Here is a 20,860-nt window from a genome sequence, read left to right as displayed (position 1 = left end):
AAAAAGCCCCGCTTGTGCGCCCTCTCTTTCGAGAAGCGCTCAAGCGGGGCTTTTCCCATCATCCCATAAAAACATCAAAAACCTTCCACCACCATGCCGCCCGTCTCGCTGCGTGCTGCCGCACGCCTGCCCGCTGCCGAAATCTCCACACTGTAAGCGTCCGATTCCGTGCCGCGCAGAGGTTTCCTCGCCTCATGCGTCTCCTGCTTCTTCTCGCGCCGCGCGGTCTCTTCAAAAAAGGAAATCGGCGCAAGCGGCTTCACACGATGCAGCCGTTCCACCTGGACATCCATTCGGAAAACCTCCTTCCATGAAAGTTCTGAATGAACGAAGGTTCTGAATCCTCTTTCTACTTGCATTATATCACAGACGCCACTTGATGAAAAGACGAAAAGCTGCCACATCGACAAAATGTGACAGCTTTTCTATGCTTTTTCTTTTGCTTTTATTTTCCCTTCGCGAGCACGACGCGGCTTAGGATGACAACCACAAGCGCGAAGACGGCGAGGCCGAGCATTTCCGCCGTGTTGGCGAAATCCGCACCGACGAGTGCCAGCGGACTTTCGCTGCCGCCACTTGATACGGATATGGCTATGAGTCCGGCGAGCGCAACGCCGACGATGGACTCACCGACGATGAGTCCCGAGGCAAAGAGCGTACCGCGGCGGCGCGCCGCCTTGCCCTCTTCCGCACCGCGGCCTTTCAGCACCTTATCGAGCACATAGCCGAGGATCGCGCCGATGACGAGCGGCGTCTGGATGCTCGGCGGCAGATAGATGCCCATGCCAACGGCCAGAGGCGGCAGCATGAGATTCCTCGTCGTGCGGCGCAGGAAGAGATCGACGAGCACGATGACGACGCCGAGCCCGAGACCGATGTAGATGTACTCCCATGCGAGGTTGTTCGAGAAGATGCCCTCGGCGATCGTCTTCATGAGCACTGCCTGCGGCGCGGCGAGCGCCTGCGCGGGATCCATTCCCTCGCGCGGCAAGGCGCCTACAAAGCCGTATGCCTCATAGAGGAGATTCAGCACAGGCGCGATGACGAGCGCACCGACGATGCAGCCCAAAAGGAGCGCGACCTGTTGACGCCACGGCGTCGCACCGACGAGCCAACCCGTCTTGAGGTCCTGCATATTGTCGTTCGAGATGCAGGCGATGGCGAGGATGATCGATGTCGTGAAAATCGCCGTCGCCGTCGCAAACTTCTCGCCGCCCGGCAAATCGAAGATGCCAAACGAGGAGCAGAGCGCGTACATGACGAGCGAGGCGACGATGATGCCGAGAATGCCAATGCCCGAGATCGGACTCGATGACGTGCCGACGAGGCCTGCCATGTAGGCGCAGGCAGCGGCGACGAAGAAGCCCATGAAGACGGCGACGCCGACGCCGACAAGTGTGAAGGTGAGCACCTGACCCTGCGGCAGTCCCTCGGGGCTGACAAAAGCGTAGAATACTGCGAGAAGGCCGACGACTGTCAGCAGAAATACGAAGCCAATGCTCTTCATCGACATGTCGATGTCCATGCGATGCCTATCCTTGATCGTCTCGGGCATGCGCATGGCGGCAAGCGATTCCTTCATGCCGTCGATGACGGGACGCGCGAGCGTAATCAGCGTCCAGATGGCGGCGACGCCCATGGCGCCCGCACCGATGAGGCGTACGCGCTCCTGATAGACAGCGGCAGCGAACTTCTGCATCGTCACGCCATCGGGCGGCGTACTCGTAATCGTGTAAAAGGGCACAAAGCCCGCCCAAGCGATGAGGATGCCGACGAGCATGGCGAAACCGCTCGCTATGCCGATGAGGTAGCCCGCGCCGACGAGCGCCGACGAGTAGCCGATGGGGAACTGCGTCATGCCGCGCCCGATGGGAATCCATACGGAAAGCGCACCTGACAGTACTTGAAAGCCGCTCGTGCAGAGCGCGATGACACCCGCGACGAAACTGCCCGACAGAATTTCCTTGAGCCCTGTACCTTTGCCCTTGCCATCTTCATCATGCGCATTGACCTTCAGGATCTCCGCCGCCGCAACGCCCTCGGGATAAGCGAGGTCGCTGTGCACGACCATGGCGCGGCGCAGCGGAATCGTAAACAGCACGCCCAAGCAGCCGCCACAGGCCGCGACAAGAAGCGTCTGCATGAACTCGAAGCCGTGCCAGTAGCCGATCATGAGCATGCCCGGAATGATGAAGATGATCGCGGACAAGGTGCCGGCCGCCGAGGCCTGTGTCTGCACCATGTTGTTTTCCAGGATATTAGAATCCTTCGCCATCTTGAGAACGGCCATCGAGATGACAGCTGCCGGGATGGCGGACGAAAACGTCAGACCGACCTTCAGCCCCAGATAGACGTTCGATGCCGTAAAGATCACTGTCAATACGGCGCCCAAGAGCATACCGCGCACGGTAAGCTCAGGCAGTCGCAGTTCATGCTGCATGAACTCGTTGTGTTCATTTTTCATAGTATCGCTCCCTATAGTAATTTGCGCCCATGAAGCAGGCGAATGGATGCTTATCTATTATAGCACATATTTATAGAACATATAGCAAAATTTATATAAAAATCGTAAAAATGAATCCATTTTCCTCATTTGTCCCAAATAAGAAAGCGCTGCGCATTTTGACGCAGCGCTTTTAGCCATATATTAGCTGGCAAGCTTGCCCTTCATGACGTCGATCGCCTTCAAGAGCTGCACGTCCTGTGAGCCGTCCGCCTGCGGCTCGACGCGGACGTCCGGCTCAATGCCCGTGCCGTCGATACTTCTGCCCGACGGAGTGTAATACTTGGCAATCGTGAGCTTCAGTGCATCGTCATCGTAGAGCGGTAAGATGACCTGCACCGAGCCTTTGCCATACGACGTCTGGCCGACGATCGTCGCCGCGCCCGTATCCTGCAGTGCACCCGCGAGGATTTCGCTCGCCGAGGCGCTGTTGCCGTCGATGAGCACGACGAGCGGATATTTCTCTTCCGAGAGCTCCGATTCATATTCTTCGCGTCTTCCGTCCTTCTGCACGACGGAGACAACCGGCCCTTTCGGCACGACCATGTTGGCAATCGCCACACAGCTCGTCACAAGTCCGCCGGGGTTCTCGCGCAAGTCGATGATCATGCCCTTGACGCCTTCATTTTCCAGCGCATGATAGGCATCTTTGAACTCATCTGCCGTATGCTCGGAGAACGAGGCGATGCGGATGTAGCCGATGCCGTCCGTATCGGGCAGCATTTGCCCTGCGACCGTATGCACCTGGATCGTCGCACGGCGCACGACGTAGTCCTTGTCCTCTTCGCCCGCGCGGCGAACCCTGAGCGTCACTTCACTGCCGATCTCGCCGCGGATGTGCAGCACGACCTCTTCCGGCTCAATCTCGCTTGTAGGCACACCGTCGACGGCGATAATCTCATCACCCGTCTTGATGCCCGCCGCCTCGCTCGGCGTCCCCTCCATGACAGAAATAACCGTGATCTTGTTGTCCTTGAAGCCCATGACGATGCCGACGCCCCCGAAGCTCCCCTCCGTATGCGAGCGCATGAGCTCGTACATCTTGGGGTCGAGATAGATGGAATGGGGATCATCAAGTGTCTTGACCATGCCCGAGATGGCGCCGTCGATAAGCTTCGTATAGTCGACGTCGCGCACATACTGCGTCTCGATGAAGCGCAGAGCGCCGAAGAAGCGCAGGATGTCCTTCGTCTTCTGATTATTGAACCCCATCAAGGCGTAGAATCCGAAGATCGTCGCGTTGAGCGTCACGACAGCCGTCGCGACGACGAGCAGGAAAACCGTTTTCTTTTTCAAAATATCCTCCACCTATCAAAGATACCCCATGGGGTCGACAGGTTCGCCGTCAACACGAACCTCGAAGTGGCAGTGCGGCCCTGTGGAATTCCCCGTCGAGCCGCATTCGGCGATCGCCTGTCCCTGCGAGACGCTCTGCCCCTCGCTGACGAGGAGCGCTTGGTTGTGCCCGTAAAGCGTCGATATGCCGCCGCCGTGGTCAATGATGACGGCATATCCATAGCCCGAAATCCAGCCGGCATAAGAGACGATGCCCGCGCCAGCCGCGTGAATCGTATCGCCGTAGTCGCCGCCGATGTCGATACCCGAATGGAAGCGGCTCGCGCCCGTGATCGGATGGACGCGCCAGCCGAAGGGCGAGGTGATCGGCCCGCTAATCGGCCAGTTGAGCGCTCCGCTGCCCGAAAGAGCGGGAGACGCCGGCTGGTAGCGACTGTTTCGGATCATCTGCTCAACTTCCTTAGACGCCGCAAGATTTTCGTTGATGATGCGTTCCTGCGTCGCGCGATCCGTTTCCATCTTATCGATGATCGCCTGTTTTGCCGCCTGCTTCTTTTCCGCCTCTTTCTTGCGGTCAGCAGCGGACGCGACGAGCTTTTCTTTCGCCGTCTTGTCCTGTTCCAATTCCTTCTGCGACGTCTCGATCGCGGTCTTTTCCGCAAACACGACCTGCACGAGGTCGTAGTCCTGCTGAATGACGCGTTTCAAGAGATCCATGCGCGTGAAGAAGTCTTGAAAGTCCTTCGCACCGAAGAGGACGTCGAGATAGTTGATCTGACCGTTGATGTAAATGTCGCGCACGCGCTTGGCGAGCTGGTCGCGTTTCACGGCAAAATCCTTATTCAATACCTTGAGCTTGTCTTCGTTCTCATCGATGCGCTTCTCGGTCGCGTCAAGTTCCTTCCTCACGTCCTTATAGGCTTTCGTCGCCTCGTCTGCCGCCTCATCGACAGCACGCTTCTCTTCGGAAAGCCCCTCGATCCTGGACTCGATCTCGTTCTTCTTCTTCTGCGCCTGCTCCGCCTTTTCGATATGCGCGTCGCGCTGCTCCTCCAGGGTCTCGGCCTGAGCGAGCGGCGCAAGCGTCATCAAGTAGACGGCAGAAAGAAGCGCCGCCGCCGCTTTCTTCCCCTTTTTCCCTCCTGCGGGATAAAAAACCATGAGAAAAGCCTCCTATACCTTGAGGAATCGCTTCAAGGAAATCGTGCTGCCCAAGGCGCCGATTCCCATGCCGCTCAAGACCATCACGAGGCTGATGAAGTTGACAAACGGATACTGCGGTATGAGCGGCAGAAACGCCAGCGTGCTGTAAACCTTCGCCGTGATCAGCCCGTAAATGCTTCGAAGCGCGATGGAAGCGAGGACACCGCCGAAGAAGCCGAGCACGACGCCCTCCAAGAGGAACGGCCAGCGGATGAACCAATCCGTCGCGCCGACGTATTTCATAATGGCGATTTCTTTGCGGCGTGCAAAGACCGTCAAACGAATCGTGTTCGAGATGATGAAAAGCGTCGCGCCCGCCAGGAGCAGCATGAGCGTGAAGCCGAAGATACGCACGAGACGCGTCATGTCGAAGAGGTGTTCGACAACGTCCTGTCCATACTTCACTGATTCGACGCCGCCGAACTTCTCGATTGCCTTCGCAGCCGTCTCCACCATCGTCGGCTGCTTGACCGTGACCTCGAAGGCATTCGGCAACGGATTCTTGTCGCCGAGCGCATCGAGCAAATACTTCTGGTCACCGAGCCTTTCCCTCAGGCGCACGATGGCATCCTCGCGGCTCACATACTGCACGCTCTCAATGCCCTGCATCTTCTTCAGGTCATCTTCGAGATCGTCGATTTCCGATCCCTTGAGCTTGTCGTCCAAGTAGACGTTGATCTGCACCTGTGATTCAAGCATCGACGCCATGCGGTTCATGTTGAGCACGATGATGAGGAACATGCCGAGCACGAAGAGTGATACGGCGACCGTGCTGATGGAAGCGAAGGACATCCAGTTGTTACGCTTGATCGATATGCAGACCTCGCGCACGAAATACTCCGTCGTTCTAAGCTTCATAGCCGTACCCCCCCTTCACCTCGTCGCGCACGATGCGCCCGCTCTCAATGGCGATGACGCGCCTCTTCATCGTATCCACAATGTTCTTGTCGTGCGTCGCCATGACGATCGTCGCTCCCGCATCGTTGATGCGGCGGAAGATGTCCATGATCTCCCACGACGTCTCGGGATCGAGATTTCCTGTCGGCTCATCGGCGATGATGAGCGCGGGATCGTTGACGATGGCGCGCGCAATCGCCACGCGCTGCTGCTCACCGCCCGAAAGCTGCGAAGGAAAATTTTTCCACTTTTCACGTAACCCCACGATATCGAGGACAGCGTTGACACTGCGCTGCATGAGGCGGCGCGGCGCTTCGATAACCTCCATGGCAAACGCGACATTTTCATAAACCGTCTTGTCAGGCAAAAGGCGATAGTCCTGGAAGATCACGCCGAGGCCGCGCCGCATGTACGGCACATCCTTCGGGCGAAGTTTCATCATATCGTGCCCGTTGACGCGCAGACTGCCGCTCGTCGGCAGAATTTCCCGGAGCAGCATTCGCACAAAGGTCGACTTGCCCGCACCGCTCGCCCCCACGAGAAAGACGAAATCTCCCTTCTCGATCCTGACATTCACATGATCGAGCGCCACCGTGCCGTTGTCATAAACCTTGGAAACATCCTTCATATAAATCATTGCAGTGAATTCCCCCATACCAAGTGCCTATTTTTGGCATTCTTACTTATTATAGCACACTTCTCCTAATTTCACTCCCTTAATTATATCACAGAAAACCAAGCGATTTCCCAATCATTTCTTCATATAAACTGCACACAAAAAGAACTGCCGCACGCCTTCGTACAGCAGTTCCCTACGTTTTTGCACCCTTGTCTAGCGATTGATGTGATGCGAACCGAGGTCGTCGATGATCGTCTTTTCCTTCTTGCCGAGAACCCAGCCGAGCAACTTGATCTCCGCATACAGCTCCATGCGCTGCTCGCGATGGTCGCCCTGCGCCTGCATCAGCTCGTTGTACTTCTTGATCTTCACCTCGTACTGCGCCTTGACCTCCGCCTGCGAACGCATCTTCAGCGGACGCGAAGAGACTTCTGGCACTCCGTTCATATTCATGCAATCAGCCTTCTTTCTTTGTGAAAACGTCTGCACTTCGCTCTGTTACTCCGCCGTACTCTCCTGCGCACGCGATGCAGCCTCGGGACGCATGTGCGGGAAGAAGAGCACGTCGCGAATCGACGAGCTGTCCGTCAGGAGCATCACGAGACGATCGATGCCGATGCCGAGTCCGCCCGTCGGCGGCAAGCCGTACTCCATCGCCGTGATGTAGTCGCTGTCCATCGGATGCGCCTCGTCGTCGCCGGCTTCGCGCTGCTTCACCTGCTCCAAGAAGCGCTCCTTCTGATCGATCGGATCGTTGAGCTCCGTGAAGCCGTTCGCAAGCTCGCGCCCGTAGACGTAGAACTCGAAGCGATCAGTGATGCGCGGATCTTCGGGATTGCGCTTCGCCAAGGGCGAGATCTCCGTCGGATGACCCGTGATGAACGTCGGCTGAATCAGGGACTCTTCGACCTTCGCCTCGAACGCCTCGTTCAAGATGCCTCCGATGCCGTGCTTCTCCTCGTAGGCGACGCCGATCGCATCCGCCATGGCACGCGCCTCCTCGACCGTCTTGGCGCTCATAAAGTCCTTGCCCGTCGCCTCCTTGACCGCGTCGTTCATGCTGACGCGGCGGATCTTCGAGAGGTCGATCTCCGTGCCCTCATAGGTCAGCGCCGTCGTACCGAGCACGTCCTTCGCGGCCTGGCAGCAGATGCCCTCCGTCACGTCCATGAGATCGTTATAGTCGGCATACGCCTGATAAATCTCGATGGACGTAAATTCGGGATTGTGGCGCACGTCGATGCCCTCATTGCGGAAAATGCGCCCGATTTCGTAGACGCGCTCCAAGCCGCCGACAATGAGCCTTTTGAGATTCAGCTCCGTCGCAATACGCAGGTAGAGCTTCATGTCGAGCGCGTTGTGATACGTCACGAAAGGACGCGCCGCTGCACCGCCCGCAATCGTCGACATCACGGGCGTCTCCACTTCGAGGAAGCCTCGCTCGTCGAGGTAGCGGCGGATCGACTGGATGATCTTCGTGCGCGCGATGAACGTGTCCTTGACCTCTGGATTCATGATGAGATCGACGTAGCGCTGACGGTAGCGCATTTCCACATCCTTCAGACCGTGAAACTTTTCGGGAAGCGGGCGCAGCGACTTCGAGAGAAGCGTGAAATCGTCGACGCGCACCGTGAGCTCGCCGCGCCGCGTGCGAAAGACGACGCCTCGGACGCCGATGATGTCACCGATGTCCAGGAGCTTGAACTCCTTGTACTTCTCCTCGCCCAGAACGTCGAGCTTGAAGTAGATCTGAATCTTGCCCGAAAGATCCATGAGCACGGCGAAGCTCGCCTTGCCATGGCCGCGGATCGCCATCAAACGCCCTGCGATGCTGACCTCCGTCTCGCTCTCCGCCTCCTCGCTGAGTGAGGCGAATTCCGCGAGCAGTTCGTCCGCATGGCGCGTGACCTCGTAGCGATGTCCAAAGGGCGCGACGCCCATCTCGCGGAACTTCTCCATCTTCTCGCGGCGCACGCGCATGAGATCGTTCAGATCTTCCTTCTGCGCCGCATTCTGCTGCTTGTTCTCAGCCAATATTTCCTCTCCTAACTCATATATCGCTTGCTTACTTGATTTCTACAACCTCGTACTGAATGATTCCAGCCGGCGCATGAACGTCGACGCGATCACCGACCTTCTTGCCGATGATCGCTGCGCCCACAGGCGATTCATTCGAGATCTTGAACTCCGTCGGATCTGCCTCTGCCGAGCCGACGAGCGTATACGTCTCCTGCTCATCGAACTCGACATCCTTGACGACGACGGTGCTTCCCATCTGCACGGTGTCAGAAGATGCGCCGCCCTGGATGATGTCGCTGTTTCTTATCTTCGCCTCAAGATCGAGAATCTCGCCCTCAAGGAACGCCTGCTCGTTCTTCGCGTCGTCGTACTCCGAGTTTTCCGAGAGATCGCCGAGCGCGATCGCCGCCTTAAGTCGCTCCGATACCTCGATGCGCCGCACGCTCTTCAAATAGTCGAGCTTCTCCTGCAGCTTTTTGTAGCCCTCTTCCGTCAGCATTACACGCTTTTCTGCCATCAAAATTCCCCTTTTCCCAGCACTTGACGCTCCTCTCGCAAGCAGCCTCGCCAGGCACGCTCCGCGCCCGGCCGCCCCGCAGGAAGAAGCGCCGTCTGATACTGCCCCGTATATCCTATCATTATAGGTAGCAAGCCGCGCCTTGTCAATGAAGGCCGCGGCTAAAAATCCGCGCTTCAGCCGAAAGCGCGACGCCAGGCCCCGCCTGCGGCAAATGCGCGGCAAGCGCGATCTTCTTTTCACGCGGCAATCGCTTGATCTCGCACTCGCGACGCTGCGCCTCGCACTTTTCCTCGAACTCCTCATAGTAAAAGAGCCGCACGGGACGGCGGCTCCTCGTATACTTCGCGCCCTTGCCCGCATTGTGCGCGGCAAGGCGCTTCTCCAAGTCGTTCGTCCATCCCGTGTAGAGCGTACCGTCTGCACAGACGAGGATGTAAGTGAACGCCTTCACCTCACTCTTTTTCCTCGCGGCGAATCGTGACCTTTTCCATGACGACCTTCGCGAGCGGCTTGTCTTGGAAATCCGTGTCAACCTTGCCGATCTCGCGCACGACATCCATGCCCTTGACGACCTTGCCAAAGACCGAATGATGCCCGTCGAGCCACGGCGTCGCCGCGAGCGTAATGAAGAACTGCGAGCCACCCGTGTTCGGCCCTGCGTTCGCCATCGACAGCACGCCCTCGCTGTCATGCTTCAGATCCTTATGGAACTCATCGGGAATCACGTAGCCAGGACCGCCCGTGCCCGTACCGTTCGGATCGCCGCCCTGGATCATGAACCCATCGATCACGCGGTGGAAGATCAGGCCGTCGTAGAAGCCCTTCTCCGCAAGGTCGATGAAATTCTTCACTGTGATCGGCGCCTTGTCCTCGAAAAGTTCGATTTCAAACGTGCCATGATTTGTCTCAAAAACTGCAATGGGATTTGCCATTTTTTTCGCTCCTTTATCCTTGTCATTCATGCCTGCCGCCGAGCAGCCCGTCGTAAAGAGGACGAACGTCGCCAGCAAAAAAACGAGAGCCTTCTTCATCGTGTGAATCCTCCTTCCGCCGTCCAGCGCCGCCTCTCCCCCGCTTCGAGCGGCGTCCAATACGGCACGGCACGCCCTTCAGCGAAGAAGTCCGCCGCCGGCCGCCATGCCGGATAGCCGACGCTGTGCATCGTCACGAGAGCCTTGATGTTCGTGCGTGCGCAAAACTCCTTCGCCCCAATGTCGGCGAACTCCTCCAGCCGCCCATCGACAGGGAAGAATGCGACATCGGCAGTCAGCCCGTCAAGCTTCTTCATCTGTTTCATGAAGCCGTTTCGTGCAAACTTGTTGTTCTCCTCCGTATCGCCCTTCCAATGCCACCAGTTGAAGTCCCCCGCATGGAAGATGCGCACGCCCTCGACCTCCACGAGAAACGACGTGCCCGTGTCCGTCGAGTCAAACGTATTGACGCGAAGCCCCTCTTCTTCATAGTGGCTGTAGTTTTCAAGATACACCGTCTTTTCCGCGGGAAACCGCTTGCCGCGCTTCGTGCGCCGAATCTCCGCCGCCATGACGTAGCGCGTAACCGAGGGCGCATAGTCGAGGATATGCGCGTCGAAGTGATCGAAATGCGCGTGCGACACAAAGAAATACACGCGCTCCGCCCCCGTCAAGAGACTCTCAACCGCCTGCGCGGGGTCGAGATAGTCGTCAAAGACGAGCAAAGTGCGCGAAAGCCGCACGGCAAAGCCGCTGTTCAATAAATATGCAATCTCCAAAAGCTGCCTCCTTCCAGAAGTGCCTGTATCATTATAGCAGAAGAATACGGGAAAAGACAATTCCTTTGCTCTTCTGCACCCGTTCCCCTAAATTTCCCCGCATTCACCGTGATACATGCGCATGGCGCAAAAATCGCGGACGATCCCATGTCTTGACAAGCTCCGCTTTCAAAAAGAGCTTGAGCGGGGCGATCTCTTCTTTGACGTCAAAGGCTTCGAGAGATTGGTAGTAGAGTTTCCGATCCTCCTCATGAATAACGATTGGCGGATGATTGTTCCGCAGCAGGAAATAATTCATGACCAGTCGACCGACACGGCCGTTGCCGTCTGCGAAAGGATGGATGTTCTCAAACCTCGCATGAAGGTAGGCTGCGGCCGTAAAAATATTTTCATTCGTGCGAATCGTTTCCTGATGAATCTCATCAAGCAAATCTGCAAGCTCTGTCTGCACATCTTCCGGTGCACTGCCGACCTCATATCTCCCCGTGACATAATCATGCTTCTTGAAAGCGCCCGGCCGTTCACCAACCTGCCATCTGCGCGGATCGTACGTATTCTTCGTCAGTTCGTGATGAAGCTCCAAGATGAACTCCGGCGTCAAGGCCATTCTTTGGGCAAAGGCGTCCAGAACAAGATTGCTGGCATCTTTGGCATTGCGTATCTCAAAGATCGTCCGAACATCTCCCGTAAAATTCGTGACGCCATCGCGATCAAAGATCTCGCGCGTATCATGGTACGTGATATTGGGATTTTCCATCTTCCCCGAATGATAAGCAAACTGAACGACATAGCCATTGAGCGCCGCCTCAAGTTCGGCGACATTCTTAATGTTCAGCTTCTGCCATGCCAAGAGAATTTCATCGTATTTGTCCATACACATGCCTCGTGCACTCACTTCCTTCCCCCATGATTATACCATATTTTCGCCAATACAACGCACGTCTCACTCGAATAATCCCAGCTGCTCATTCTTCGCCACATACGAAACCTGCCTCGCATCCTGCACGATGTCGCCCGGTTCTACATGACCGATGAGGAGCGGCGAGGCCGGGTCGTGGCGGGTGCGGTTCTTTCTGACGGCGGCGACGCTCGCGTTTGCATAGCAGTAGCGGCAGAAGTGAGCGCAGGTATTGTAAGCACCGATGTCGTTGCCGAGGAGGCACGCGCAGCCTTTTCTCGCCGCCGAGGTGCGCGGAATATGGAAGCGGCAGCCGACGGCTTCTTCGAGGACAGCCTGCGTCATGCAGCCCTGCGTGTCGATGCCGAAGGGCGCGAGATCGTCTCCTTCGAGGCAGGTTCGCACCTTGATGCCGAACTCGCGTCCAACTGCTGCGAACGTCTCACCGAGCGCGAGACGCTCTTCTGCGCTGACCTCGCGCAAAGAGGGAAAATTGCGTTGCGTCTTCTTATAGAGGTCAACGAAGCTCACGACGCAGTTCTCTGTCGCGCCCGACAATTTCTCTGCCATGCGGCGAAAAGTCCGCCTGTGAAAGTCGAGCGTGTACTTCTCTGTGATGAATACGGGATCATAGCGCCAATGCACGGCGCGGCTGCCAACCATGCGCGACAAGGCGGCAAGGCTCGCGATCACCGCCTCGACGGGCGGCGTCTCTGGCTCGACGTCCTTTCCATAGGGCGTGATTGTCACGCCCCAGAACTGGCGAAAGGATGCGAGTGTGTCCCTGTACGTGAGAAGCGGCGCAGGGTTCTTCGTACAGAAAACGATGAGATCGACGACGGCAGGATCGAGAACATAGCGCGTGATGCGCTGCGGGTCATAGGGGCTTCGCGCCATGACGAATCCTTCGCGCAGGCGCCGCACGAACCACTCGGCATAAAAGGCAGGGATGTCCGTGCGGCTCCCCGTATTCAAAATCATGGCTCTCCCCCTTCCTGCAAAGAAGCCGGACGGGGAAGACTCCCGCCCGGCTTCTCGTATACGCCCCTCGCACAAGGCTTATTTGATCTCGTAAATCCAATCCTCGGGCGCTTCGATATGACCCATCTGAATGCCCGTCAAGGTATCATAAAGCTTCTGAGTGATGGGCCCCATCTTCTCCATGCCGCTCGCGAAGCAGATCTCCCTGCCGTGGTCATTGATCTTGCCGACGGGCGAGATGACCGCCGCCGTGCCGCAGAGGCCGCATTCCTTGAAGTTCGGCACCTCGGAGAACAGCACTTCGCGTTCATCCACCTTGAGACCGAGATAATGCTCAGCGACATAGGTAATGGAGCGGCGCGTGATCGACGGCAGGATGCTCGGCGACTTCGGCACGACGAGATTGCCATCCGCATCGACGAAGATGATGTTCGCGCCGCCCGTCTCCTCGACCTTCGTACGCGTCGCCGCATCGAGGTAGATGTTCTCGGCAAATCCCTCGCGGTGCGCCGTCATGATAGCATGCAGGCTCATCGCATAGTTGAGCCCCGCCTTGATGTGACCCGTGCCGTGCGGCGCAGCGCGGTCGAAGTCACTGACCTTGACCGTAATGGGCTTCGCTCCGCCCTTGAAGTACGGGCCGACGGGCGTGACAAAAATACGGAACTGGTACTCGTCTGCCGGCGCAACGCCGATGACGGGGCTTGAGCCGAACATGTAGGGACGGATGTAGAGCGTCGCACCGCTGCCGTAAGGCGGCACCCAAGCCTCATTCGCCTTGACGACCTGACGCACGGCATCGAGGAAGCGCTCCTCGGGGAACGGCGGCATCTCAAGATACTTCGCCGACTCGTACATGCGGTGCGCGTTGAGATCGGGGCGGAAACAGACCGTCCTGCCGTTCTCCGTCGTGTACGCCTTGAGTCCCTCGAAGACCGACTGCGAATACTGCAGGACGCCCGCATCTTCGCTCAGCACGATCTTGTCGTCGCCCGTGAGTCCGCCCTCATCCCAAGCGCCGTTCTTATAATTGGCAACGTAGCGCTGTTCCGTCACATGATAGGAAAAGTCCAAGCTGCTCCAATCGATATTCTTCTTCTCCATAATGATTCCTCCCAAGTTCATGCCACAAGAAAAGGCATACATTTCCGAATCAGCAAAAAGACATCTGTTTACTCAGGAGGAATCTCCATCCACTGTCACAGCCATCCTTCTGTAATCCTGTGAATATACTACATCGAACTCTTTGCGCCGTCAATCCCTTTTCCAAAAGTTATTCATCGGCATCGTCATCCGACTCGTGCGCAGCGAGCCAATCCGACCATGAAACAGCGAAGCCCGCCGACTCGTTCTCCTGCACATAGCGGTAAAAAAGTGCGATGTGCTTCGCCTTTTCCGCATAGTACGGCACTTTCCAATACGTTGAATCCTCAGGCTCTACATGCGCGACATAGCTGCCGCCGAGCAGACATTGACGATAAAGGATGTCCTGCAAGGGCACCGCAGGATTCTTCAAGATATCGTACATCGCGAGAAATTCTGTCGTGCGTCCCTCGCCCGCCTGGCAATGGAAGTGCAGCCAAATGTTCTCGGGCAAGCTCTTGTAAAACTGTACAAACTCATCGACAGCAGCAGGCGATGGCCATATATGATCGGTCGCCGCAATGCGCTTGTAACGAAGCCCTGCGGCCTCGACAAGCTCCTTCTCCGTCTGCGCCTCTTCCACGAAGATCTCGTGCTCATCGAGGGGATTCTTCTCCCCACCGAGGTGCGCAACCGCCGTCATCTGCCCTGCCGCACCATGGATGCGCTCCGCCTCATCGGCGAGCGCCTCTTCCTGCGTCAAGCCCACATTGCCCCAATCGTGCTCGCCGTACCAGCTGACCGCTATTCCGTCGAAGAAGCCGTGCGACTCCTCACGCAGGTCGACGATGCAGATCGGCATCTGCGTCTTCTCGGCAAGCGCTTCCAGCAAGGAATGCAAGCCGCTCGCAGAAAACTCTCCGCTGCCCGATGCATGGAGACGCTCAAGCCCCTCGCGCGTCGGCACATAGGAATCGTCCATGTCCTTCTTGTAAGGAGCATGGAACTCATCCTCCATCGTGCGGAAGTTGCGCGGCAGTCCCCGCACATTATCGGCGTCGATACGCCAGATATAACCAAGATTGCGCATGCGCGGCGGCGCCTCCTCCGCTGAAACAACATTTGCCGCGCCAAGCATCGCTCCCAAGACAAGAAGCACTGCGGCGCAAAGACTCATCCACATTTTCCTCTGCATTTCTTCATATCTCCCTTCGACTTTTTTCAAACCTCCCTTATTATAGCATATACAAAGACAAAAGCCGAGAAACCGCCCGCATCTCACTTCACTTTCTTCGCATAGATGCCGAAGAGCGGCACATCATCGTAGCGAAGGCTCTCGTCACCATGCACAAGGGACGCGATGTCGGCGTCGTATTGCACGGAAAAACCGAGTTTTTCGAGGAGATCTGCATCCCAAAGAGGACGGCGATGCGTGCTGACGCGAAGCTCGTCTTTGATCTTGTTGCATTCAATGAGAAGCGCCTCGCCGATGCCCGTGTGTACAGAATCCCGAGCATCCGCCGCCGAAAATGTCGTCTTTCCGTAATCCGAATCGAAGTTCAAGAGCATGCCGCCCGCCCTGAGCACGCGATGCCACTCGCGGTACGCCTCCATCGCATCGGGCAGCGTCCATGTGAGGTTGCGGCTGATGACGACATCGAAGAATTCGTCCGAAAAGTCAAGCTGCTGCGCGTTCATTTTCCGAAGATCGGCCCGGCAGCCGAACGCCGCGAGGTTCTTCTGCGCTTCATCGATCATGCCCGCCGACATGTCGATGCCCGTGACCTCATGTCCCATGCGCGTAAGCAGCACAACAAAGAAACCTGCACCCGTGCCGACGTCGAGGATGCGCAGCGGCTTTTTCTCGGGCAAATGAGACGCTATGAACTTTTGCCAACGTGCAGCGTCGGAGCCTTCGAGTTCCCTTCGCCGCACGGCAGAGAACTTCGGGCTCCTCGCGTCCCAGTAGCTTTCAATCCGCTTTCCCAGCGCTTCTTCTCTCGCTATCATTTCCTTCGTTTTCATCCTATGTTGTCTCCCCTCCATCTTCCTCTCGCGGCAAACGGAAAAAATCTGCCGCCAAAAGCGCCTGCGTATGAGGCGACTTCGCCTGCCGCACGACCTCCTGCACCGTTCCTTCCTCCACAACCTTGCCGCCGTGCATGACGATGACGCGGTCAGCGATTGCAGGCAAAAGCGCGAGGTCGTGCGTGACGAAGAGACACGCCGCCCGCTGCTCCTGCAAGATGCGGCGCAGGAGGCGCACGACCTGCGCCTGCACCGTGACATCAAGCGCACTCGTCACCTCATCGCAGATCAGAAGTTTCGGCGAGAGCGTCAAGGCGCGCGCGATAGCGGCGCGCTGGCACTCGCCGCCGCTTGCCTCGTGCGGATAGCGCGCGGCAAAGCTCGCAGAAAGCCCCACCTCTTGCAAGAGCGCCGCCACGCGCTCCTCGCGCCGCTCCTTTTTCCAACCGTGCCGCATAAGCGGCTCGGCGATGCTCCAACCGAGCGTCTTTCTGGGGTCAAAGGAATCCTCGGGCATTTGAAAGATCATCTGCATCGCGCCGTACACTTCACGAAGCTCGCGCCCGCGCGTATGTGTGATGTCCTTGCCGCAAAAGGAGATGCGCCCTTCGTCCGCATCCAAAAGGCGTGCGGCGATGCGCATGGCGGTGCTCTTGCCGCAGCCACTCTGCCCGACGATGCCCAGACACTCGCCCGCCGCAACGGCAAAGTCCACGCCGTCCAGCACGCGCCGCCGCTCTGCCCCTTTGCCGAAGGACTTTACCAGCCCTTCGGCTCTCAAAATCATTTCCACGCTTCATTCCACCTACAATCTCGGCACGGCGGCGATCAACTCCTTCGTATAGGCTTCCTTCGGATGGCGGAAAATTTCCTCGCGCGTACCTTGCTCCACCGTCTCGCCGCGCCGCAGGACGAGAATGCGATCCGCCATGTGATACGCCAGCCCCATGTGGTGCGTGACCAGAAGCATCGCGACGCCCGTGCGTCGGCGAAGCGCCATGAGCTCCTTCGCGACGCGCACCTGCGTCAGCGCGTCGAGCGCCGAAGTCGGCTCGTCCGCCAAGATGAGCTTCGGCTGCAGGAGCATCGCGGCTGCGATGCCTGCGCGCTGCGCCATGCCGCCCGACAGGCGGAACGGGTACTCATCGAGTACTGCACGCGGAAGCTGCATCTGCACCATCAACGCCTCGGCTTGTTCGCGAAACTCGGCATAGCTCCACGCCCTATGGGCGCATACGCTCTCATAGAGCTGGCTGCCAATCGTGCGTACGGGGCAGAAGGACGCGCCTGCATTTTGAAAAACCATCGCGATTTCCTCGCCTGCGAGTTTTCGCCGTGCATCTTTGGAGAGCTGCAGAACATCCGTCCCTTCCCAAAGGATTTCTCCCGTGCAGACGCTCGCGTCCAAGATGCCCATGACCGCCCGCAGAAGCGTGCTCTTGCCGCTGCCCGACTCCCCCGCAAGGACGAGGATCTCCCCGCGATGCAGACAGAAATTCACGCCGCGCACCGCCTGCTTTTCGCCGTACGAAACCGTGAGATTGCGTACGGCGAGAAGCGGCGTATCACTCACGACTTCTTCTCCAGCTCCGCGCTTACTTCATAGTAATCGGATGGATGCGCCTTGAGGCCTTCGATGCCCGGTTTCATCACGAGACTCATACGCAGGTGCGATGCGTAGAGAACGGCGCAGTCATCCAAGACCTGCTGCTCCATGGCGACGGCAAGCGTAGCGCGCGCTTCGGCGCCGTAGGTGTTGTGCAGCTTAGCGGCGAGCTCTTCCACCTGCGGACTGTAGTAAAAGCCGCTGTTATCGACAGAATCCTTGAGGAGATTGCCCAGGAAATAATACTCGGGATCACCTGTCGGCGCCGCTACGAGCGCTTTGGCGAATATATCATAGTCGCCGCTCTTCAAGAACGACTTGTAGCTATCCGTCGAGTTGACATTCAGCTTGATGCCGATCTTCTTGAGATTCGCCTGCAGCGATTCGGCGAGAATCGGCAGCTCTTGACGCGACGGATACGTCAGGTAGCGAAGCTCCAAGTTCTTGCCGCCCTTATCCACATAGCCGTCTCCGTCCGTATCCTCGTAGCCAGCCTCCTTCAAGAGCGCCTTCGCCCCCTCCAAGTCGTAGGCGGCCGCCCGCACGGCATCACCGCCGAACGGCATGCTCTTGGGGAACGGGCCGACCGCAGGCGTACCGTTGCCCTTCAGCAGCACCTTGCAGAAGTTCTCCTTATCGAGCGCCATGGAAATCGCCCGACGCACGCGCACGTCCTGCAACTCGGGCGTCTTGTAGTTGAACGCCGCCTGATAGACGCGCGACGTATCGGCCTGACTGATCTTGTACTTCGCGCTGTCCTTTTGGAAAAGCTCCAAACTCGCATAGGGCAATCCCTGCGCAGCATCAAGCTCGCCGCTCTGCATCGCCATCGTCAGCGTATCGCCGTCGGCAATGCTCTTGACGATGATCTTGTCGAGCTTCGGCTTGACAGCGCCCCAATACTTCTCGTTTTTCGAAAGTTCCATTTCGGTATCCGTGACCTTCTGCGCCACATACGGGCCTGTGCCGACGACGATGCGATCCTTTTCTCCCGCTTCCATGTCGATGATGCAGGCATAGGGATCTGCCAATGCGTTGATGAGCGTCGGCATCTTCTCGCTCGATACGAGGGTGACGGTCTGCCCGTCCGCCGTGATGGACTTGAGCTTCAGATTCTTCGGCGCGCGGTCATGCTTTGCCACGAGGTCTTCCAAGCACGCCTTGACCGCTTCGCCCGTCATCTTCTTGCCGTTGGAAAACACGACATCGTCGCGCAGCTTGATCTTCATCGTATATTCATCGACCTGCTCAAAGCTCTCGGCAAGCCAAGGCACAGGCTCCATCTTCTCATTGAATCGGAACAAGGTCTCGCCGATGCCGTAGCGCAGGGTGCTCCAACCGTTATAGGAAACATGCGGGTTCGTGCCCGCATTCTCCATCGCCGCGCCGTACGACATCGTGCCGTAGGTAAAGACTTTCTCCCCTTCCGCCTCGTTCTTGTCCGCACCGCAGCCCGCGAAAACCGCCGCCGCAAAAAGCCCTGCCAAAGCTGTCGCCAATCTCTTCTTGTTCATCTTCATTTTCCTGTAGCCTCCTCTTTTTCCTACTTGCTTACTTGCTTCGGCGCCAACACATCGCGCAGCTTGTCGCCGAACAGGTTGAACGCCGCCACCGTGAGAGTGAGCGCCGCTCCCGGCGCTAGGATGACCCACGGCGTCGTCTGCAGCATGCTGCGCCCGCTACTCATCATCGAACCCCACTCCGCCGTCGGCGGCATCGCGCCGAGTCCGAGAAACGAGAGCCCGGCCAGCTCCATCGTGAGCGTGCCGAGATCGAGCGCCGCCGTGACGAGAATCGGTCCCGCGATATTCGGCAGAACGTGATGGCGAAGAACGGCGAATGAACTGCCGCCCGCCATGCGCGCCGCTTCCATGTACGGCAGTGCGCACAAAGAGAGCGTCAAGCCGCGTGCGATGCGTGCATACTTCGCCCAACCAAGGAACGCGAGAGCCGCCGCCGCATAAAAAAGCCCGCCGCCGAAAGCACCCGCGATTGCGATCGCAAAGACGAGCTGCGGAAACGCGAGCAGCATATCGGCGAGCCGCATGAAAAAGGCGTCGAGCCGCCCGCCGCGATAGCCCGAGACCGCTCCGATCAAACTGCCCGTGCAGCTCACGAAGAGCAGCAACGCCAGCGCCGAACCGAGCGTCGTCTGTGCGCCCACGAGGACGCGCGACAAGAGATCACGCCCGTAGCGGTCCGTCCCCAGAAGATGCTCGACGCTCGGTGCGAGAAGCGCGCGCTCCAAATCCTGTGCATAGGGATCGTACGGCGTCAAGAGCGGCGCATAGAAGGCGATGATGAGCACGACGCCCACGGCCGCTGCATACGGCAGCAGCGGGCGATACCTGCGCACCGTCATAATGCCCCTGCCTTTTCATAGCCGACGCGCGGATCGAGCAGACGGTAAAAAATATCCGCCGCAAGATTCAGCACGACATAGATCACCGCCATCCATGCCACATACGCCTGCACCAGCGGATAATCGCGCGCCAAGACCGCCTCGACCGCCATTTTTCCCACACCGTCCCAAAGGAAAATCGTCTCGACGATCGCCGTGCCGCCGAGAAGAGAGCCCATCGACAGTGCGAGCAGCGTGACGATGAGCACGAGAGAGCTACGCAGCACGCTTTTCACAAGGATCGTGCGTTCCTTCACACCGCGTGCACGCGCCCCCACGACGTAAGGCTTTGCCAACTCCTCCAAGACCACGGCACGAATCTGGCGCGTGTACTTCGCACCCATGGCAATTGCCAAGGTCAGCGCAGGCAGAAGGACGGCGCGTCCGTCGCCCGTCTTCGCCAAGATCGGCAGCCACTCAAGTCGCACGGCAAAGACATAGATGAGCAAAAGCCCCACGAAAAAATTCGGCAGGGAGTTGCCGACAAAGGTGCCGATGCGAATGAGAACATCTACCCAACGATTCTGCTGCACCGCCGCCAAGATGCCGAGAGGCACGGCGAAAGCGAGCGTCATGAGAACGGAAGCAAGCATCAGGTAGAGCGTCGTCGGCAGCTTTTCCATGAACGTCTCCCATACCGGCTTGCCCGAAATATACGATTTTCCCATATCCCCCGTGACAGCTCCCTTGAGCCATGCTCCGTACTGCACGAGGAACGGCTGATCAAGGCCCAGCTCCGCACGCTTCGCCGCCTTGACCTCCTCCGTCACGCCGCCCGACTTCTCATACATCAAGTCAACAGCGTCGTCACCCGCCAACCGCATCGCGGCGAACGCCAAAAACGTAATGCACAAAAGCATCGGCACCATCTGCAGGAATCGTCCGATCACATAATTTTTCATCATTTTTTGTACCACTCGCAAAGCCTCTCATCTTTCCTACACAAAACATTTCATAGAAAATCTCCTGAAAAGATTGAGCCGCCTCTTTCCTGTCATAACAAAAAAGCAAGGATGCGGAGCCCCCACCTTACGGGCAGGGCCCCTGTTCCTTGCT

General features: G+C 57.9%; 22 protein-coding genes. All 22 read right to left on the bottom strand.

Annotated features, from left to right (window positions below):
• Positions 1-74: 74 nt before the first annotated feature.
• Positions 75-293, bottom strand: coding sequence for a cell division protein ZipA (locus tag RWS31_RS01145; RefSeq protein WP_314595408.1), 219 nt, complete (start codon positions 291-293; stop codon positions 75-77).
• A 152-nt stretch (positions 294-445) separates the two neighbouring features.
• Entirely contained in the window at positions 446-2,464 is a 2,019-nt protein-coding gene (locus tag RWS31_RS01140; protein WP_314595407.1) for an OPT family oligopeptide transporter, read from the bottom strand.
• Between the two features lie 183 nt (positions 2,465-2,647).
• Positions 2,648-3,799 carry a S41 family peptidase gene (locus tag RWS31_RS01135; RefSeq protein ID WP_399553716.1) on the bottom strand — a complete coding sequence of 384 codons (1,152 nt, stop codon included), beginning with the start codon at positions 3,797-3,799 and terminating at the stop codon, positions 2,648-2,650.
• A 15-nt stretch (positions 3,800-3,814) separates the two neighbouring features.
• On the bottom strand, positions 3,815-4,960 hold the full coding sequence (locus RWS31_RS01130; RefSeq protein ID WP_314595403.1) for a peptidoglycan DD-metalloendopeptidase family protein: 1,146 nt from the start codon (positions 4,958-4,960) through the stop codon (positions 3,815-3,817).
• A gap of 12 nt (positions 4,961-4,972) precedes the next feature.
• Positions 4,973-5,860, bottom strand: coding sequence for a permease-like cell division protein FtsX (ftsX, locus tag RWS31_RS01125; protein WP_009646532.1), 888 nt, complete (start codon positions 5,858-5,860; stop codon positions 4,973-4,975).
• Complete coding sequence (ftsE, locus tag RWS31_RS01120) at positions 5,850-6,536, bottom strand: cell division ATP-binding protein FtsE (RefSeq protein ID WP_314595401.1); 687 nt, start codon at positions 6,534-6,536, stop codon at positions 5,850-5,852. The genes ftsX and ftsE overlap by 11 nt, the downstream gene beginning before the upstream one ends.
• A gap of 195 nt (positions 6,537-6,731) precedes the next feature.
• Positions 6,732-6,971, bottom strand: a complete 240-nt coding sequence (locus tag RWS31_RS01115) for a hypothetical protein (RefSeq protein ID WP_313972325.1) — start codon at positions 6,969-6,971, stop codon at positions 6,732-6,734.
• Positions 6,972-7,016: 45 nt separating this feature from the next.
• On the bottom strand, positions 7,017-8,498 hold the full coding sequence (gene lysS, locus RWS31_RS01110; RefSeq protein ID WP_399553724.1) for a lysine--tRNA ligase: 1,482 nt from the start codon (positions 8,496-8,498) through the stop codon (positions 7,017-7,019).
• 85 nt (positions 8,499-8,583) lie between these two features.
• Positions 8,584-9,054: a transcription elongation factor GreA gene (gene greA / locus RWS31_RS01105; protein WP_006191814.1), complete on the bottom strand. Its 471-nt coding sequence runs from the start codon at positions 9,052-9,054 to the stop codon at positions 8,584-8,586.
• Positions 9,055-9,199: 145 nt separating this feature from the next.
• Positions 9,200-9,508, bottom strand: a complete 309-nt coding sequence (locus tag RWS31_RS01100) for a GIY-YIG nuclease family protein (RefSeq protein ID WP_314595397.1) — start codon at positions 9,506-9,508, stop codon at positions 9,200-9,202.
• Position 9,509: 1 nt separating this feature from the next.
• The gene (locus tag RWS31_RS01095; RefSeq protein WP_313972322.1) at positions 9,510-10,088 is read right to left on the bottom strand and encodes a peptidylprolyl isomerase; all 579 of its coding nucleotides are present in this window, start codon (positions 10,086-10,088) and stop codon (positions 9,510-9,512) included.
• The gene (locus RWS31_RS01090) at positions 10,085-10,807 is read right to left on the bottom strand and encodes an MBL fold metallo-hydrolase (protein WP_314595395.1); all 723 of its coding nucleotides are present in this window, start codon (positions 10,805-10,807) and stop codon (positions 10,085-10,087) included. The genes RWS31_RS01095 and RWS31_RS01090 overlap by 4 nt, the downstream gene beginning before the upstream one ends.
• Before the next feature lie 103 nt (positions 10,808-10,910).
• On the bottom strand, positions 10,911-11,681 hold the full coding sequence (locus tag RWS31_RS01085; protein WP_314595394.1) for a Fic family protein: 771 nt from the start codon (positions 11,679-11,681) through the stop codon (positions 10,911-10,913).
• 69 nt (positions 11,682-11,750) lie between these two features.
• Positions 11,751-12,686, bottom strand: coding sequence for a DUF1848 domain-containing protein (locus RWS31_RS01080; RefSeq protein WP_314595392.1), 936 nt, complete (start codon positions 12,684-12,686; stop codon positions 11,751-11,753).
• A gap of 78 nt (positions 12,687-12,764) precedes the next feature.
• Positions 12,765-13,790 (bottom strand): branched-chain amino acid aminotransferase, encoded by a 1,026-nt coding sequence (locus RWS31_RS01075; RefSeq protein WP_314595391.1) that lies wholly within the window; start codon positions 13,788-13,790, stop codon positions 12,765-12,767.
• A gap of 169 nt (positions 13,791-13,959) precedes the next feature.
• Complete coding sequence (locus RWS31_RS01070) at positions 13,960-14,964, bottom strand: protein tyrosine phosphatase (RefSeq protein WP_314595390.1); 1,005 nt, start codon at positions 14,962-14,964, stop codon at positions 13,960-13,962.
• An 83-nt stretch (positions 14,965-15,047) separates the two neighbouring features.
• Positions 15,048-15,794: a class I SAM-dependent methyltransferase gene (locus tag RWS31_RS01065; RefSeq protein ID WP_314595388.1), complete on the bottom strand. Its 747-nt coding sequence runs from the start codon at positions 15,792-15,794 to the stop codon at positions 15,048-15,050.
• A 1-nt stretch (position 15,795) separates the two neighbouring features.
• On the bottom strand, positions 15,796-16,584 hold the full coding sequence (locus RWS31_RS01060; RefSeq protein WP_314595696.1) for a dipeptide/oligopeptide/nickel ABC transporter ATP-binding protein: 789 nt from the start codon (positions 16,582-16,584) through the stop codon (positions 15,796-15,798).
• Between the two features lie 18 nt (positions 16,585-16,602).
• Positions 16,603-17,370, bottom strand: coding sequence for an ABC transporter ATP-binding protein (locus tag RWS31_RS01055; protein ID WP_314595386.1), 768 nt, complete (start codon positions 17,368-17,370; stop codon positions 16,603-16,605).
• Positions 17,367-18,923, bottom strand: a complete 1,557-nt coding sequence (locus RWS31_RS01050; protein ID WP_314595384.1) for an ABC transporter substrate-binding protein — start codon at positions 18,921-18,923, stop codon at positions 17,367-17,369. Before RWS31_RS01050 ends, RWS31_RS01055 begins: the two co-directional genes overlap by 4 nt.
• Positions 18,924-18,946: 23 nt before the next feature.
• Positions 18,947-19,765, bottom strand: a complete 819-nt coding sequence (locus RWS31_RS01045; RefSeq protein WP_314595382.1) for an ABC transporter permease — start codon at positions 19,763-19,765, stop codon at positions 18,947-18,949.
• Positions 19,762-20,721: a nickel ABC transporter permease gene (gene nikB, locus RWS31_RS01040; RefSeq protein WP_314595378.1), complete on the bottom strand. Its 960-nt coding sequence runs from the start codon at positions 20,719-20,721 to the stop codon at positions 19,762-19,764. The genes RWS31_RS01045 and nikB overlap by 4 nt, the downstream gene beginning before the upstream one ends.
• Between the last annotated feature and the right edge of the window lie 139 nt (positions 20,722-20,860).

It is taken from the genome of uncultured Selenomonas sp., assembly GCF_963528755.1.
Classification (GTDB): domain Bacteria; phylum Bacillota; class Negativicutes; order Selenomonadales; family Selenomonadaceae; genus Selenomonas.
The sequence above is the reverse complement of the archived record's forward strand: the minus strand, read 5'-3'. Positions and strand labels throughout refer to the sequence as shown.

Bases quoted from the DNA above. Each gene is read 5' to 3' on its own strand.
- RWS31_RS01145 (WP_314595408.1), bottom strand. From the start codon at position 293: ATGGATGTCCAGGTGGAACGGCTGCATCGTGTGAAGCCGCTTGCGCCG.
- RWS31_RS01140 (WP_314595407.1), bottom strand. From the start codon at position 2,464: ATGAAAAATGAACACAACGAGTTCATGCAGCATGAACTGCGACTGCCT.
- RWS31_RS01130 (WP_314595403.1), bottom strand. From the start codon at position 4,960: ATGGTTTTTTATCCCGCAGGAGGGAAAAAGGGGAAGAAAGCGGCGGCG.
- ftsX (WP_009646532.1), bottom strand. From the start codon at position 5,860: ATGAAGCTTAGAACGACGGAGTATTTCGTGCGCGAGGTCTGCATATCG.
- ftsE (WP_314595401.1), bottom strand. From the start codon at position 6,536: ATGATTTATATGAAGGATGTTTCCAAGGTTTATGACAACGGCACGGTG.
- RWS31_RS01115 (WP_313972325.1), bottom strand. From the start codon at position 6,971: ATGAATATGAACGGAGTGCCAGAAGTCTCTTCGCGTCCGCTGAAGATG.
- lysS (WP_399553724.1), bottom strand. From the start codon at position 8,498: ATGCGCGTGCGCCGCGAGAAGATGGAGAAGTTCCGCGAGATGGGCGTC.
- greA (WP_006191814.1), bottom strand. From the start codon at position 9,054: ATGGCAGAAAAGCGTGTAATGCTGACGGAAGAGGGCTACAAAAAGCTG.
- RWS31_RS01095 (WP_313972322.1), bottom strand. From the start codon at position 10,088: ATGAAGAAGGCTCTCGTTTTTTTGCTGGCGACGTTCGTCCTCTTTACG.
- RWS31_RS01085 (WP_314595394.1), bottom strand. From the start codon at position 11,681: ATGGACAAATACGATGAAATTCTCTTGGCATGGCAGAAGCTGAACATT.
- RWS31_RS01080 (WP_314595392.1), bottom strand. From the start codon at position 12,686: ATGATTTTGAATACGGGGAGCCGCACGGACATCCCTGCCTTTTATGCC.
- RWS31_RS01075 (WP_314595391.1), bottom strand. From the start codon at position 13,790: ATGGAGAAGAAGAATATCGATTGGAGCAGCTTGGACTTTTCCTATCAT.
- RWS31_RS01070 (WP_314595390.1), bottom strand. From the start codon at position 14,964: ATGCAGAGGAAAATGTGGATGAGTCTTTGCGCCGCAGTGCTTCTTGTC.
- RWS31_RS01065 (WP_314595388.1), bottom strand. From the start codon at position 15,794: ATGAAAACGAAGGAAATGATAGCGAGAGAAGAAGCGCTGGGAAAGCGG.
- RWS31_RS01060 (WP_314595696.1), bottom strand. From the start codon at position 16,584: ATGATTTTGAGAGCCGAAGGGCTGGTAAAGTCCTTCGGCAAAGGGGCA.
- RWS31_RS01050 (WP_314595384.1), bottom strand. From the start codon at position 18,923: ATGAAGATGAACAAGAAGAGATTGGCGACAGCTTTGGCAGGGCTTTTT.
- RWS31_RS01045 (WP_314595382.1), bottom strand. From the start codon at position 19,765: ATGACGGTGCGCAGGTATCGCCCGCTGCTGCCGTATGCAGCGGCCGTG.